The sequence below is a fragment of the Flavobacterium sp. MMLR14_040 genome (assembly GCF_033657265.1).
Classification (GTDB): domain Bacteria; phylum Bacteroidota; class Bacteroidia; order Flavobacteriales; family Flavobacteriaceae; genus Flavobacterium.
The window spans coordinates 390,705-406,963 of sequence record NZ_JAWVWO010000002.1 but is presented as its reverse complement, the minus strand read 5'-3'; the positions used below and the strand labels follow the sequence as shown (position 1 = coordinate 406,963).

At 34.9% G+C, this 16,259-nt stretch carries 11 protein-coding genes; 5 read left to right on the top strand and 6 right to left on the bottom strand.

Annotation, left to right across the window (positions count from 1 at the left end):
• Positions 1-8: 8 nt before the first annotated feature.
• A complete protein-coding gene (locus SD960_RS04620; RefSeq protein WP_318801177.1) occupies positions 9-2,036 on the bottom strand; it encodes a M3 family metallopeptidase in 2,028 nt (675 codons plus the stop codon).
• Positions 2,037-2,254: 218 nt separating this feature from the next.
• Between SD960_RS04620 and SD960_RS04615 the strand changes: the two genes are divergently transcribed.
• Complete coding sequence (locus tag SD960_RS04615) at positions 2,255-2,926, top strand: hypothetical protein (RefSeq protein ID WP_318801176.1); 672 nt, start codon at positions 2,255-2,257, stop codon at positions 2,924-2,926.
• A 57-nt stretch (positions 2,927-2,983) separates the two neighbouring features.
• Here SD960_RS04615 and purE read toward each other — a convergent pair whose 3' ends face one another.
• Together purE and SD960_RS04605 are read right to left on the bottom strand one after the other, a co-directional pair.
• A complete protein-coding gene (purE, locus tag SD960_RS04610; RefSeq protein ID WP_318801175.1) occupies positions 2,984-3,466 on the bottom strand; it encodes a 5-(carboxyamino)imidazole ribonucleotide mutase in 483 nt (160 codons plus the stop codon).
• 131 nt (positions 3,467-3,597) lie between these two features.
• Positions 3,598-4,752, bottom strand: a complete 1,155-nt coding sequence (locus tag SD960_RS04605) for a 5-(carboxyamino)imidazole ribonucleotide synthase (protein ID WP_318801174.1) — start codon at positions 4,750-4,752, stop codon at positions 3,598-3,600.
• Positions 4,753-4,962: 210 nt separating this feature from the next.
• Here SD960_RS04605 and SD960_RS04600 point away from each other — a divergent pair, with 210 nt between their 5' ends.
• The 4 genes from SD960_RS04600 to SD960_RS04585 all read left to right on the top strand — a co-directional run bounded on the left by SD960_RS04600 (position 4,963) and on the right by SD960_RS04585 (position 11,910).
• Entirely contained in the window at positions 4,963-6,021 is a 1,059-nt protein-coding gene (locus tag SD960_RS04600) for an AraC family transcriptional regulator (RefSeq protein ID WP_318801173.1), read from the top strand.
• Between the two features lie 16 nt (positions 6,022-6,037).
• A complete protein-coding gene (locus tag SD960_RS04595; protein ID WP_318801172.1) occupies positions 6,038-7,099 on the top strand; it encodes an AraC family transcriptional regulator in 1,062 nt (353 codons plus the stop codon).
• A 252-nt stretch (positions 7,100-7,351) separates the two neighbouring features.
• A complete protein-coding gene (locus SD960_RS04590) occupies positions 7,352-10,969 on the top strand; it encodes a gliding motility-associated C-terminal domain-containing protein (protein WP_318801171.1) in 3,618 nt (1,205 codons plus the stop codon).
• Between the two features lie 23 nt (positions 10,970-10,992).
• On the top strand, positions 10,993-11,910 hold the full coding sequence (locus SD960_RS04585) for a type IX secretion system membrane protein PorP/SprF (RefSeq protein ID WP_318801170.1): 918 nt from the start codon (positions 10,993-10,995) through the stop codon (positions 11,908-11,910).
• 61 nt (positions 11,911-11,971) lie between these two features.
• On the opposite strand, the gene SD960_RS04580 is transcribed toward SD960_RS04585, so the two are convergent.
• From SD960_RS04580 to SD960_RS04570, 3 genes are all read right to left on the bottom strand, one after another.
• Positions 11,972-12,523 carry a hypothetical protein gene (locus SD960_RS04580; RefSeq protein WP_318801169.1) on the bottom strand — a complete coding sequence of 184 codons (552 nt, stop codon included), beginning with the start codon at positions 12,521-12,523 and terminating at the stop codon, positions 11,972-11,974.
• Positions 12,524-12,547: 24 nt separating this feature from the next.
• Positions 12,548-14,635, bottom strand: a complete 2,088-nt coding sequence (locus SD960_RS04575; RefSeq protein WP_318801168.1) for a TonB-dependent receptor — start codon at positions 14,633-14,635, stop codon at positions 12,548-12,550.
• Positions 14,636-14,846: 211 nt separating this feature from the next.
• Positions 14,847-16,121, bottom strand: coding sequence for a sorbosone dehydrogenase family protein (locus SD960_RS04570; protein WP_318801167.1), 1,275 nt, complete (start codon positions 16,119-16,121; stop codon positions 14,847-14,849).
• Positions 16,122-16,259: the final 138 nt, after the last annotated feature.

Here is a 16,259-nt window from a genome sequence, read left to right as displayed (position 1 = left end):
ATCTAAATTTACAAAAGTCCAGCCCTCTTCAATAAAGCTTCAGGTTTTGGTTCCTGACCTCTAAAACGTTTGTATAAAGTCATTGGATGTTCTGTTCCTCCTTTTGAAAGTACATTTTCTTTGAATTTCGTAGCAACCTCAACATTGAAAATTCCTTTTTCCTGAAAATATTCAAAAGCATCTGCATCCAGAACTTCAGCCCATTTGTAGCTGTAATATCCAGAAGAATATCCACCTTGAAAAATATGTGAAAAGGCAGTACTCATTGCATTTTCTTTAACATCAGGATACAATTGTGTATTGGCAAATTGTTCTGTTTCGAAAGCTTTTAAATCGGTTATGTTAGTCGGATCTTGTCCGTGCCATGCCATATCCAATAAGCCAAAACTCAACTGACGCAAAGTTGCCATTCCTTCCTGAAAACTTGCACTTTCCTTGATTTTTTGCACATATTCAATCGGAATAATTTCTCCGGTTTCATAATGATTGGCAAACAAAGCCAAAGCTTCCGGTTCGTAACACCAGTTCTCCATAATCTGACTTGGCAATTCTACAAAATCCCAATAAACAGAAGTTCCCGATAAACTCGGATAAGTTGTGTTTGCCAGCATTCCGTGTAATCCGTGTCCAAATTCGTGAAACAAAGTTGTTACTTCATTAAATGTCAATAAAGATGGTTTTGTTTCTGTAGGTTTTGTAAAATTACAAACGTTCGAAATATGCGGTCTTTCATTTACGCCATCTTTTATAGATTGAGATTTGAAAGAAGTCATCCACGCACCGTTTCTTTTTCCTTTTCTTGGAAAGAAATCAGCGTAGAAAATCGAAACCAAATTGTTTTCAGCGTCTGTTACTTCATAAGTTGTAACTTCTTCGTGGTATTTATCAATGTCAAAAACTTCCGTAAAAGTTAATCCGTATAATTTTTGAGCAACCGTAAAAGCGCCGTCTAAAACTTTTTCTAATTGAAAATAAGGCTTTAGTTTTTCATCATCTAAATTAAAAAGCTGTTGTTTTAATTTTTCAGAATAATAAGCGCCGTCCCATTTCTCCAATTGTTCAATTCCGTCCAGTTCTTTAGCGAAAGCAGTCAATTCTGCAAATTCTTTTTGGGCTGCCGGTTTTGCTTTTGCCAATAAATCATTTAAGAAAGAGAAAACTTTTTCAGGGCTTTGTGCCATTCTTTCTTCTAAAACAAAATGGGCGTGTGTTTTGTATCCTAATAAATTGGCTCTTTCAAAACGTAATTTTGCAATTTTTAAAACATTTTGCTGATTATCAAATTCGTTATTTTGAAATGCTTTTGCTCCAAAAGCAATCGCCATTTTTTTACGCAATTCACGATTATCCGCATAAGTCAAAAACGGAACGTAACTCGGATGATCCAGCGTAAAAATCCAGCCTTCTTTTCCTTTTTCTTTGGCCAATAATCTTGCGGCTTCAATTGTTCCTTCCGGTAAACCTGCTAAATCTGTTTCGTCAGTCAAATGCAATTCAAAAGCATTGGTTTCTGCCAAAACATTTTCGCCAAATTGTAAACTCAATTTTGATAATTCTTTATCGATTTCTCTTAATTGATCTTTTTTGTCTTCCGGTAAATTGGCTCCGTTTCTGGAAAAGCTTTTGTATTTTTTGTCAAGAAGTGTAGTTTGCTCCGGAGTTAAATTCAGATTTTCTTTTTGTTCGTAAACCTTTTTTATTTTTGCAAATAAAGCAGCATTTAGCGTAATGTCATTTCCGAATTCTGATAATAAAGGCGAAACTTCCTGAGCGATTTTTTGCATTTCGTCATTCGTTTCTGCCGAATTCAGATTGAAGAAAACACTTGAAAGACGATCTAAAATATCTCCGGCAAAATCCATTGCGACAACAGTGTTTTCAAAAGTTGGTGCATCTGTATTGTTTACAATAGCATCGATTTCGGCTTTAGCCAAAACAATTCCTTCTTTAAAAGCCGGAACATAATCTTCGATTTTAATTTGCGAAAAGGGTGCTGTATTATGTTTAGTATTGAATTTTGAAAGTAAAACGTTCATTATGATGTAATTATTTTTATTAATTGAACTCAATATTTTTGAATTCCAAAGATAACAATTTATAAAAATCCAGCGACCTAAACAAGATCGATTCTAAGTATAAAGACATAGATGGATTATGTTATAGATATGTTATTTATTGCTAAGGCGGTTTTAAAAAGCGTAAATTGAAAAAATAGATTAGAATTATAAAATAATGATCATAATTAAAATAAAAAATGATGAACTATCAAATTGTAATAAAGAATATAGATACTGTTAATGAAGTAGAAGGATATTGGTCTGATCAGGATTTTATTCAGTTACTGGGAAAATTCAATTATCCTGATGGCGCAACAGCCGAGAAAAGCAGTTTGCCGGAATTATTAGAAATGGCTATTTCTGATTATGAGCCAAATGAAGCTGCGGCAATAGTGTTGGATTATAAATTGGGAAATCAACTAAGCGAAGGGCAGATTGAGCAAATATCAAACAATATGTTGATCGATAAAGTTTGTGAGGAATATCCGGAAATACACATGCAAGGAACTTTGTTTCATGTCAATCAATTGCTTTTTAAAGCTTATAACGGAAAATTTCCAAATGCAAAAGCATCGGTTGTTCATTTTTCAATGACTCCAACAAATGGTGATCTAAGAAAATTGACGGCGGAAAATGTCCTGAAATTATTGAACAATGGTTTGTCTGACAGAAATCTTATTAAAAGATTGTTTGAAAGTCAAATATCTCAAAATATTCCGTTTCCTGAAGCTGAAGCTATTATATGGGAATTGACAACAGAAGATAATGTAAATTATGATCTGGTTACTTCAGAAAACTGGATAAATAAAGAAGATATAAATGAATACGAATTTGAGTCTGTTCTGGAGGAAGTTGAAGACGTAGCTTAATTTTAGTTTTCAGTTTTCAGTCACAGTTTACTAAAAACCGTGACTGAAAACTGAAAACTATTTCAATCCTTCAGCCGCCTTATTAACCGCTGCTTTCAATTCTTCTTTATAAGAAATAATAGTATCAAGTACTTTTTTATCATAGCTTCCAATGATTTGAGCGGCTAAAATTCCGGCATTTTTTGCTCCGTTTAGTGCAACAGTTGCAACAGGAACGCCACCCGGCATTTGTAAAATTGATAAAACAGAATCCCAGCCATCGATAGAATTACTTGATTTTACCGGAACTCCAATTACAGGAAGCGGTGACATCGAAGCGACCATTCCAGGTAAATGTGCTGCACCTCCAGCTCCGGCAATAATAACCGAAATTCCGCGAGTATGTGCATTTTTACTGAAATCAAATAATTTTTCCGGCGTTCTGTGTGCCGAAACGATATCTACCTCAACTTCAATATTAAATTGTTTTAATATGTCGATGGCATCCTGCATGACTGGCATGTCTGAGATACTTCCCATTATGATGGCTACTTTGCTCATGTTTTTTTGTTTGTTTGAAAACTGTTTTTTTTGTTTCAGGTTTCAGGTTTTGAACTGTGACTGAAAACTGCTTGTTTGTTTATTTTGTTTTAGTTCAGGTTTTACTGCGACTGAAAACTGCAACTGAATAACTAAACACTAATTACCTTAATGGTATTCTTAACCTGCTCAGCAATTTTTCTTGCCTCATTCATATCTTCATTTACAATCGTAACGTGACCCATTTTTCTGAACGGTCGTGTTTGTTTTTTTCCGTAAATGTGTGGCGTAACACCATTCCATCCTAAGATAGTTTCGATGTTTTCATAAACAACATCTCCGGAAAAACCTTCGGCGCCAACTAAATTTACCATAACTCCGGCAACTTTGCTGTCTGTATTTCCTAACGGAAGATCGAGAATCGCACGTAAATGATTTTCGAATTGTGAGGTGTAACTGGCTTCGATAGAATAATGACCTGAATTGTGTGGGCGAGGAGCCACTTCATTTACCAGAATTTCATCTTCGTTGGTTTGAAACATTTCTACAGCCAAAAGGCCAACGTGATTAAATTTCTCCGAAACATTCAACGCAATTGCTCTTGCTTTTTCGGCTACTTTTTCATCAATTCTTGCGGGACAAATTACATATTCTACCTGATTGGCTTCAGGATGAAATTCCATTTCTACAACCGGATACGTTTTTATTTCTCCGGATGGATTTCGAACTACAATCACCGCCAATTCATTTTTGAACGGAACCATTGTTTCTGCAATACATTCTACATTTGGTAAATCGTCTAAATCAGAAATTTGGCGAATTACTTTTACGCCATTTCCATCGTAACCAAATTCGGTGCATTTCCATACAAACGGAATTGTGATTTCGTTATTTCCGATCGATTTTTGAAGATGTTCCGGAGAATCAAATCGTAAAAAAGCTGCGGTTGGTATATTACTTTCGGTATAAAAAGCTTTTTGAATTCCTTTATTCTGAATTCCTTTTAAGGTTTTTGGAGATGGATATACTTTTACGCCTTCGTTTTCTAATTGCGTTAAAGCTTCAAGATTAACCAATTCAATTTCAAAAGTAAGAACATCAACTTGTTTTCCAAAATTGTAAACCGTTTCATAATCCATCAAATCGCCTTTAAAGAATTTGTTGCAGGCAATTTTACTCGGCGCTTCGTCGCTCGGATCTAAAACATAAGTTTGTATGTCAAATTTTCTGGTGTCAGACAATAGCATTTTACCCAATTGTCCGCCGCCTAATATTCCTAATTTAAAATCAGAAGAAAAATAATTCATTTTGTAGTGTGTTTGTGCAAAGATAATTGATAAAATAGAAATGCCAATTTATTGCGTATGGAATTGCTGTTTTTTAAATTTTCAAAAGCAAAAAATAATTTGATAAAATTGATTTACTTTTTTTAAAGAAGTGATTTAAATATTTTGTTTTATATACCTGAATTCCTTAGGTTTGACGTGATTTTCAACCAATATCCATTTCGTAATATAATGACCACAAATAATTGGGCGAACCATATTCAGAAATATCTTTTTTTATTAAAAGATGATTTTTTTGAATTGCCTTATCTGTCTAATTCGCCTCAGGTAATGTTAGACAGCCTTATCAAATTACCTATTGTTAAGCATACACCTGCCAAACAGCTAATTGTTACAGAAAATGCTTTTTGGAAAGGTACCATGCGTTATCGCACCATCGAAGACGGTTTTTGGATTCTGGAAACGAATCTTACGATGAACGAAAATATTCTTGCCAAAGCAACTTATACGCAGGATCATATTAAAGATTATTATATTTTGTCTTTTTCGGTTTTTGAATATCGATTTCCGGTTCCCGGGTCAGAGGATATAGTGCTGCTAAGTACTTGCTGGACTTTTTACAAACCCGATACCGAAGTGGCTACTTATTTTTATAAAGGTACAAAAGGCAAGTTTTTTAATATTGCAATGAATAAGGAATGGGTTGACAAGCATATTAAATCAGGTAAATTTTGTGAAAAAGGAATTCTTGAAAATTTCTTTAACGGACAAAAAGGATTTTATACCTGGCTGGATATTGCTCCAAAAGCACATTCTTTATCAAAAAAAATATCAAAAATTTTAGAAGACGAAGATAATATTCATCTTAATACTCCCGAATTACGTAAATACTGTATGAAGTTAATTACGGAGTTTTTTAGCAATTCTTTTGAAGACAGTCGTATTGCAGATAATATTTCGTTAAGCAATCTGGATTATTTTAATGTGGCCAAAGCCGAAAAAATGATTCTGCATAATTTACAGTCGGCTTTTTTAGGAATTGAGAATATTGCTTTTGAAGTCAATACATCGCCAACAAAATTAAAAGCCAATTTTAAAACCGTTTTCGGATTTTCGATGCTGCAATATCACAAAGAAAAAAACATGCTTTTGGCAAAGCAATTGCTTCAAAAATCGGAAATTGAAGTTCAGGTAATTGCGATAATTACAGGTTTTGAAAGCGCAAGTAAGTTTACAGCGGCATTTAAAAAACGTTTTAAGGAATTGCCTTCAGTTTTTAGGGAAAATTAAAATTTGAGTTACAAATATGAACGTAGGAAGATGGGTTAAATTTATAAAAGACAACATTAACTTTTATAGAGATGGTTTTTTTGAGTTGCCTTATTTGTCTAATTCGCCTCAGGTAATTATAAAAAGTATTGTCAATTCTCCATCGGTAAAACATGTTGAGGAAGAGCAGGCCGTATACAGAAATAATCCTTTTTCTAAAGGCGTCATGCGATACCGTGAAATCGAAGAAGGTTTATGGGTTATTGTAACAAGTATTACTTTTAAGAAAAACGTAATGCTGAAAGCAATTTACGATGAAGATTTTCCTATTGATTATTATACACTAACTTTTTCGGTTTTTGAGAGTGAAGTAAAACTGCAAAACACATTTGCAGATAAAACGCCTTTTTCGAGCAAATATTGGGGATTCAAAAAACCGGGAACGCCAGTTGGAGCCTATTTTTACAAAGGTTCTGAATGCGAGTTTTATTTGTTTGCTTTTAATAAAGACTGGGCTGAACGTAATTTTTCTTTTGAAACACTTTCTGAGGAAAATCATATTAAACAATTTCTGAATTCAGATAACGGATTTATTACTTATCAAAACATTGTTCCGAATGCAGAACAATTAACCAAAGAAATTTTAGTTATTTTAGAAAACAATAAACAGGATATTTTAAGCAAAGCACTTTTAAAAACCCAGGCTTTTCAGCTGATTTCTACTTTTTTTAAGAATGCCTCTTTAGATCAGAGAATTGGAAGTTATACGCTTCAGGAAACTCCTGATTACAGAAAAATAGCAAAAGCTGAAAAAATGCTTTTGGAGACCGTAGCAAATCCGTTTTTGGGCGTAGAATATATAGCAGAAAAAGTTGGTATGTCGCCCACAAAACTCAAGTTGACTTTTAAATTCGTTCATGGAGTTTCGATGATGCAATTTCATAAAGAGAAGAAATTACTTCTTGCTATGCAGATGATTCAAAATACCGATATGCAGATAAAAAATATTGCTTTGGCGACGGGTTATAAAAGTTCCAGCAAGTTTACGGCAAATTTCAAAAAGCGTTTTGGAAAAATGCCTTCAGAAATAAGGCTTTAAGCGCTGTAAAATTCTTTCTTTTTCGTGTTTTTTCTTTGGTAAAGAATATTTTTCTATAATTTATTTTATTTCTACTTAAATTGTATTTAGTTGATTTTCAATGTTTTGATTTTTACAAAGAAATCCAATACTTACAGCTATTTTTTGTAAAATTGAGTTGGTCGTTTCGGGCTATTGATGTGTCCGAATGGGCTATTTGAGCGGTTTTATTTCAATATATTTTTGTTGGTTGATAACTTTAAACAAACCAATATGAAATTAAAATTACTCTTTTTAGCGAGTATCCTATTTCTTTTTAGCAATATGATACACGCTCAAAATCCACCTGTTGCAATAGCAAAAAACATTACCGTAAAGCTGGATGCTAGCGGAAATGTGACAGTGAACGCTGCAGATCTGGATAATGGTTCTACAGATAACACAGGAATTGCCAGTTACATGATAACAACAGCTACTTATGGAACTTTTTGTGCTACACAATCAGAACCAAATGTTATGGCTATAGCAGCACCGGGGGGTTCTGTATTCACAACTATAAATTTTGCTAGTTATGGTACCCCAAATGGTACATGTGGCAGTTTTACTTTAGGCTCTTGTCATTCGGCAAACAGCAACTCAGTAGTTTCCTCTTATTTACTAAATAAAAATTCAGCCAATATTCCAGCCGATAATACTGTTTTTGGTGGAGATCCTTGTGGCAGTATTCCTAAGAGACTTTCTGTAAGCGCTTCTTACGAGCCTTTGGGAGCTAATGTTAAAGCATCTTTAGATTTAAGCTGCTCCAATATTGGAGATAATACAGTGACTTTGATTGTTACAGATACAGATGGAAATAAAAGTTACACTACAGCAATAATTAAAGTAGTAGATGATATTGTTCCAGTAATAACATGTCCTGGTAATATTACAGTTAATAATGATCCAGGTTTATGCGGAGCTGTTGTTACCTTTGCACCAATAGTTACTGATAACTGTACCAGCTCTATTCCAGTTGTTGCAACTTTTACAAATGCAGGCGCAACAGGAAGATTTGGTCCGACCCAAGCAGAATGTGATACTGCATATGGAGCTGGAGTTGTTACAATAAATACTCAGGGAATTCAGGAATGGAAAGTCCCTACAACTGGGAAGTATACTATTCAGGCTCTGGGCGCTTCTGGAGGAAATGCAACTTCACCTGGTTTTATGGGTGGAAATGGCGCCAGTATGATTGGAGAAGTTGATCTTGTAAAAGATGAAATTATTAAAATAGTTGTAGGACAGCAAGGTGAAGCTACAAGTGATAATTATGGTGCCGGTGGAGGTGGTGGATCATTTATTACCACTTTTAGCAATACTCCTATTATGGTTGCGGGCGGCGGCGGCGGTGCTGGCTTAGAAGATAGTTCTTCTAAGGAAGCTTCTATAGCAACGACAGCAAATAATGGATTGAATGGAGGAAATGGAGGGACGGCTCTAAATGGAGGAAATGTTGGGTCAGGAATTAATATTGCTGGAGCTGGCGGCGGTGGTTTTAATACTAACGGTTCAGATGGAACTGCTAGACCATCACAAGGTGGTTTTTCATTTCTGAATGGATCTGTCGGAGGTATTAATGAATCAATTTCTGCCGGTGGTTTCGGCGGCGGCGGCGGCGGCGCTATTAACTGTGGTTATGGCGGCGGCGGCGGCGGTTATGCAGGTGGTGGCCCAAGTGGATATAATGGTGGCTGTGGGGGTAATGGTGGAGGAGCAGGATCTTTTAACTCTGGTGCTAACCAAATTAATATTGGAGGTGCAAATTCCGGAATGGGTAAAGTAATTATTACTTTATTATCAGCTTCTATTGTTCCTTCACAAACTGATGTAACTGGTTTAACTTCAGGATCTGTCTTTCCTGTTGGAACAACAACTTTAAAATATACAGCTACTGATTCAAGTGGCAACGTTAGTACAGAATGTTCATTTGATATTACTGTAGTTGATGCAGAAAAACCAACCATTATGTGTGCTGTTCCTTCAGCTTCTTATAATAATGATTTAGGTGTTTGTAGTTTTACAGTAGTAGACAATAGTTTAGATCCTGTTGCTGCAGATAATTGTAGTACAGTATCTGTTTTAAATAATTTTAATAATTCAGCTACACTAAACGGAGCAATATTTCCGGTTGGTACAACAAATGTAATCTGGACAGCAACAGATGCTGCCGGAAATACAGAGACTTGTAATCATGATATTATTGTAGTAGATGCTGAAGCACCAGTTGTCTCAACAAAAAACATCACTGTTCAGCTTGATGCAACAGGAAATGTTACAATTGTTGCTGGAGATGTTGACAATGGTTCTGCAGATCTTTGCGGAGCAGTAACTTTGAGTATTACTCCAGATACATTTACTTGTGCTAATATTGGTGATAATACAGTTACTTTAACAGCGACAGATGCAAGCGGAAATCCTTCTACAGCAAATGCAATAGTAAAGGTTGAAGATAAAGTGGCACCAATTGTTGCAGTAAAAAATATTACTGTTCAACTTGATGCTACAGGAAATGCAACAATTGTTGCTTCTGATATTAACGATTCTTCATCTGATAACTGCGGAATTGATACTCTAGAATTGGATATAACTTCATTTACTTGTGCCAATATTGGAACAAATACAGTTCAGTTAAAAGTAACAGATATTCATGGAAATTCTGATACTAAAGATGCTATTGTAACTGTTGAGGATAAAATTGCACCAATTGTTTCAACAAAAAACATTACAGTTCAACTCGATGCAACAGGAAATGCTACAATAACAGGAAATGATGTTGATAGTGGATCTGCAGATTTTTGTTTAGGAACATTAACGTATTCAGTTTCACCAAATACTTTTAATTGTACAAATGTGGGAGCCAATACAGTGACTTTAACTGTTACAGACGCCAGTGGAAATTTTGATACAGCAACTGCAACAGTAACAATCGAAGATAAAACAGTCCCAATTGTTTTAACAAAAAACATCTCAATTCAATTTGATGTTTTAGGAAATGCTTCAATCGTAGCGGCAGATGTTGATAATGGTTCAATAACAGTTTGTGGCGGATCGCTAACTTTAGCAGTTTCTCCATCCTCATTTACTTGTGCCAATGCAGGAGCAAATACAGTAACACTTACTGCAACGGGTTCAAACGGAGAAATTTCTTCAGAAACCGCAATAGTAACCGTACTTGAAAACATTGCACCAGTAGCTCAGGCTCAGGATATAACGGTTGAACTTGACGAGGCAGGAAATGTTTCGGTTACGGCCAATCAGGTAAACAATGGAAGTTCAGATAATTGCGGAATAGATACCGTAACACTTAGCAAAACTTCTTTTGATTGCACCAATGTTGGAGCCAATACAGTTGTTTTAACGGTAGTAGATAAAAGCGGAAACACAGCAACTGCCACTGCAAAAGTGACTGTTGTAAACAAATCTGGGGATAATGACAATGACGGGATTTTAGACAATTGCGATCCTGATGATGACAATGACGGAGTTTTAGATACAAAAGACAATTGCCCAATTACATCAAATCCATATCAGGAAGATCGTAACAATAATGGTATTGGAGATGCCTGCGATAAGGATCAAATGAACATTTCTGAAGCCTTTACTCCAAACGGAGATGGTATAAACGATACCTGGGTTGTTTCTAATATAGAAAATTATCCTGCTTCTGTAGTTCGTGTTTTCAATCGTTGGGGAGCAGAAGTATTTACTGCAAGAAATTACCAAAATAATTGGGACGGACATGCGAAAGGCCAGTCAAGTACTTTACCTGCAGCAAGTTCTTATTACTATCAAATCGATTTGGATGGTAATGGAACAATTGACAGACAAGGTTGGATATACATTAACAGGTAATTGTAAAAATTAAAATTTTAGAAATGAAAATAATTAAAAATATATCGGCGGGAGCATTACTACTTTTTAGTAGTATGCTTTTTGCCCAACAAGAAACCATACTTACAACATACCGCTACCACATGAATTTGGTAAACCCGGCTTATGTAGGTGTAGACAACGAAACCGCTTTGGCAACTACATTTCGTAAACAATGGACAGGAATTGAAAATGCTCCCGAGACACAAGCCGTATCTTTTGGTACACCTGTAGGAGGTAACATCGGATTAGGAGTTTCTATGGTTTACGATAAGACATTCGTTGAAAAACAAACCCAATTAGGAATTGACCTTTCATACAAAATGCAGGTTGGTGAACTTACTGATTTGTATTTCGGAATAAAAGCCGGTGGAAATTTTTACAATGTAAATGCTGCTGGTCTTGAAACCTACTCAAATCAGTCAGATCCTGCTTTAGCAAACATCAATCAGTTTAATCCAAATGTTGGTGTTGGAGCCTTATTAAAAAGTGACAAATATTTCGTATCCCTTTCTGTCCCAAGAATTTTGAATACTGAACGAGCAAAAAACAAAGATGGTTACACGGCTGTTGCTACAGACAGGCCACATGTTTATTTAAGCAGTGGTTATAATTTCGATCTTGAAACAACAACACTTTTAATTTTAAAACCATCTTTCATGATGCGTTATGTTAATGGTGCGCCACTTTCTGTAGATCTTAACTTAATGCTCCAAATTGAAGAATTTTTAGAAATTGGAGGAAGTTACAGAGTAAACAATGCTTACGCAGCAATGGCCGGTATAACAATTAGTAAGCATTTGACATTCGGTTATGCTTATGAAACAAATACAGGTAAAGTTATGGCAAGTGCCAAAAACTCAAACGAATTTTTCTTGAGATTTAAATTTAATAACTCAAAAAAATCAAATCCAGAATATTAAAATAAGGGGCAGCTATCAAAGCTGCCCTTTTTTATTTTACAATATCCAGATTACTTCAATGCTATTCTATTTTCTTCAAAACTTCTTTGGCAACGGCTTTGTATGCTGCAGAATGATTTGAAAAATCTTTGTTCAGAATAATTTTTAGTTCAGGATGAATCCACTCGTAATAATTTCCCAAAACATATAAAGTTCTTATAGAATAAGCTTTTGTAGCTACTTTTACATCATTTATCAGCCAGTCGAAAGAAGCTTCAATGCAATTTTGAAGATCATCTTCAGAAAGGAGAATGCAGTTTTCGGCTTTTTTATAATGAGATTTTATTAAAAGCTGGATCACTTTTGCAATTGGTCTAATGGCGCTTTCTTCTTTCAAATGTTTCAGATTCGAACAGAAAAAATCTACATGAGGCTGCATCCAAAGTAATTCTTCGTAACAAACAAATTCCAAAATCCAGCATGCTCTGTGATGATTTTTATCCGAAGTTAAAAAACAGGCAGCAACCAGTTCATCAAATAAAGAATGATTTTCTAAAATTTCACCTGCAAGCAGCGATCGGCTTGCCCTGCAAGGACTGACATAATCGAGTTTTTTTTGTAATTCAGAAGACATCTTTTTTCGATTTGAAATAAACATCTAAAATAAGTAATTTAATGAAATAGTACCGTAATAATTTACAGGTAAACCTGGATAGTAATATCTGGGCGCTGTATTGCCATTTGCAACCGCATTTGGTAAAATTAACGAAGCATATTTTTCATTAGTTACATTATTTATTCCCGCAGCTATATGAGAAGTTAGATTTTGCAGAATTTCAAATCGATATCCTGTTTTAAGATTGATAATAGTATATGAATCTGAAAAAGCTGAATTAGCATCGTTCATAGGAACTTTGTCTACAAACTGATAATCGGCATTAAAATAAATTCCCAAACTAGTATTAAAACTCAAACCTGCATTTACTTTATTGGCAGGAACTCCGGTTAGTTTATTTCCCGAAAAATCATTTCCGTTATCAATAAATTCTTTAAACTCATAATTTCCAATAGATGCTCCCAAATAAGAATTCAATGCAAAAAATCGGTTAATTTGCCAATTATGATTTAGCGTAACTTCAATTCCTTCATGAAAAGTTTTTCCGGCATTTGCGCCCACATATTGATCGTCGCCCACTCTTTTTGCAACCAGTAAATCTTTAATTTCCATTCGATAAAGGGCAATTTCAGTATAAAGTTTTTTATTGAAAAAATAGAACTTTCCGCCAATTTCAAAATTATAACCATTCTCAGGTTTTATATCCGGATTAATTGTGCCTTCGCTGGTAAGGGTTTCTTCGGTAGCTGGAAGAGAAAATCCCCGACTTGCAGAAAAGTAAATTGTTTGCTCACTATTTGGTTTAAAAAGAAAAGACAATTGCGGAGAGAAAATACCATTATAACTGTATTTCTGATAGGAGTTTTCGGTATAATTAGTAAGTTCAAATTGTGTTTTGTTATAATTGATTCCCGCCTGAATTTCAAAATATTTTGAAAGTGAAGCTTTAAGCTGCGAGAATATATTGTAGAAATGTCTTTTTTGATCGGTTTCCGTCAGCTGATTTCCCTGCAGACTTCCCTGGCCGTTATTTTGCTGGTATAAATTTTCGAAAGTATTTCCGCTGTAAGTATCCGTAAAATATTCAGCTCCGGCGATGAAATGAATTGCGGTTTCCTTAATTTTAAAATTACCGGAAAATTGCGTTCTCGCTCCGGTCGCAAAAGTATATTGGCGCAAAATATCAAAAGGTCTCGGTTCATTACTGTCTTTATAATTAATAAAAACAGAAGTTGAATTGTTTAGGTTGTCACCGATTTTGAAATCATACGCTAATCCTCCCAAAGTCGATTTGTATTCCTTAAATCCTTTTGAAGCCACCCACGTTGGAGCGCCAGATTCGGGATTATTTTCAAAAGTATCTTTGTTAATCGAACTCGGAATAAAAGCTTTTAAATACGTATAATTAGTAAAATAAGTCAGTTTGCTGTTTTGTTTTCGAAATAATTCGCCTGCAAGCGTAATTCCTTCCCGATTATACGCGCTGTTTTCGCGCCAGCCATCTGTTTTTAAATTATGATAACTAATGTTTAAACTGCCTTCATTTTCGTTTAAACTATAATTCAAGCTATTTTTTAATAAACCATAAGAACCAAAAACTGAACTCACGCCGGCGCTTTGTCCTTTTGATTTAGAAAGTTGAGGTGAAATTAAAATTGCACCGCCTAAGCCTGCGCCGTAAATACTCGAAAGCGGCCCTTTTATAATTTCAATTCGGTTGAGGTTTTCAAGATCAATATCATCAATAACCGTTTCGCTGTTTCCCGAAGTTAAGGGAATACTTCCGTAAAAAGCCCTGATTTTGTTGGTTCCGTAAGTAGTTCGGGCGCCAATTCCGCGAATCGAAATTCGAGTTGTGGTAAAATTCGACGATTGCATAAAAACACCGGGAATTGTATTGATTACCGTTGTAATATCGCTGGTGTTATTTTGCAAAAGCTGACTTTTGGATAAAATCCCAATCGAAGCCGGAGCATCCAAAATATTGGTATTTATATGAAGCGGACTAATAACCACTTCCTCCAGTTTTTCTGTTTTAAGAGAATCAATAGATTTGCCTTTTTCTTGTGCGAAAGTGTTTAGAGAAACAAAAATCGCAACAAGAAAAAGACAATATTTTTTTAAGATCATAAATGAGTAGATTAAATGTGCGGATTTTAAACAGATAGCAACATAGATTCTGTACGATTTAAAAAAGACGTTTCACTTGTTTAAATGAACATAGCTATGTGAATTGATGCAGAGTGAAATGCCTTTGCTTATATTAAAATCTTTGTTTCTATGTGTTTAAATAATATGTAAGATTTGGAATTTGGAATTTCTAGTTTTGAATTTTAAAATTTTATTTATTCGCCGAAACCTTCCAAACCGTATTTCCGCTATCGTCATTTACCAAAAGCGATCCGTCATTCATAACCGTAACTGCAACCGGACGCCCGTAAACTTCCGCTTTTTCATCATTTGAAATAAAACCGGTTAAAAAATCTTCAGCTTTTCCAGAAGGTTTTCCGTTCACAAAAGGGACAAAAACAACTTTGTAGCCAGAAATTTTTTCACGATTCCAGGAACCATGCTGACCAACAAAAGCTCCGTTTTGATATTTTGCAGGAAAAACTTTTTTATCATAAAAAGCCAATCCTAAAGATGCTGTATGAGAACCAACCGGAACATCAGGAACAATTGCTTTTGCCCCAAGATCTTTACCTTGTCCTTTCATTCTCGGATCTAAAATATTACCAAAATAAGAATATGGCCATCCGTAAAAACCATCTTTTTTTACACTTGTAATATAATCCGGAACTAAATCTTCGCCCAATTCATCACGTTCATTAACTGCCGTCCAAAGTTCGTTGTTTGCCGGATTCCAATCCATTCCAACCGGATTTCGAAGTCCCGATGCGTAGATTTTTTCACCAGTTCCGTCAGGATTAATTTCCAGAATACAAGCACGGCGAATTTCTTTATCTATTCCATTTTCTGCTACGTTACTTCCAGATCCAACAGAAACATAAATTTTTGTTCCGTCAGCGTTGGCAAGTAAATTTCTGGTCCAGTGGTTGTTATAACCTCCGGCAGGAAGTTCAAGAATTTTTACACCTTTTGTCTCTAATTTTAAAGGATTATTTTTATAAGGATATTGGTATAATCCATCCGTATTTGCAATGTAGAAAAAGTCTTTTAAAACCAACATTCCAAAAGGCTTGTTTAAGCCATCTATAAAAACTTCGCGGGTTTCAAATTTGCCGTCTTTATCTTTATCCCGTAAAACTGTAATTTGATTTTTACTACTTCTCGTTCCACTTTCTACAACAAAAATATCATTGTTTGGAGCAATATAAGTCCAACGAGGGTTTTCAAAACCATCAGCAAATTTTGTAACTGTAAAACCTTTTGGTGCAGTAGGTGTTTTGCCTTCCGGCCAGCCTAACACTTTACTGTATTTTGATTTAGATTCTGTAGCATAAGGCGGTGGCAAAGTAATTTCTCCCACTGCTGTTTTTACAATATTTCCGGGTTGTTTTGCCAGAGCTTCTTTTTCTTCTTTTTTTACCTGACCGTTGCAAGCTGTCATTATAATTAATAATGATATAGATAATAATTGTGTCGCTGTTTTCATTACGCTCTTTAGTTAAAGATTTATACTATAACAATTTAATAAATTAAAAAATAATGTTAAAATGAATTTTGTAAACATTAACTGATATTTAACATTAGCAAAAAAATAAATCAACCGCTTATTTTGATACTTAGATTT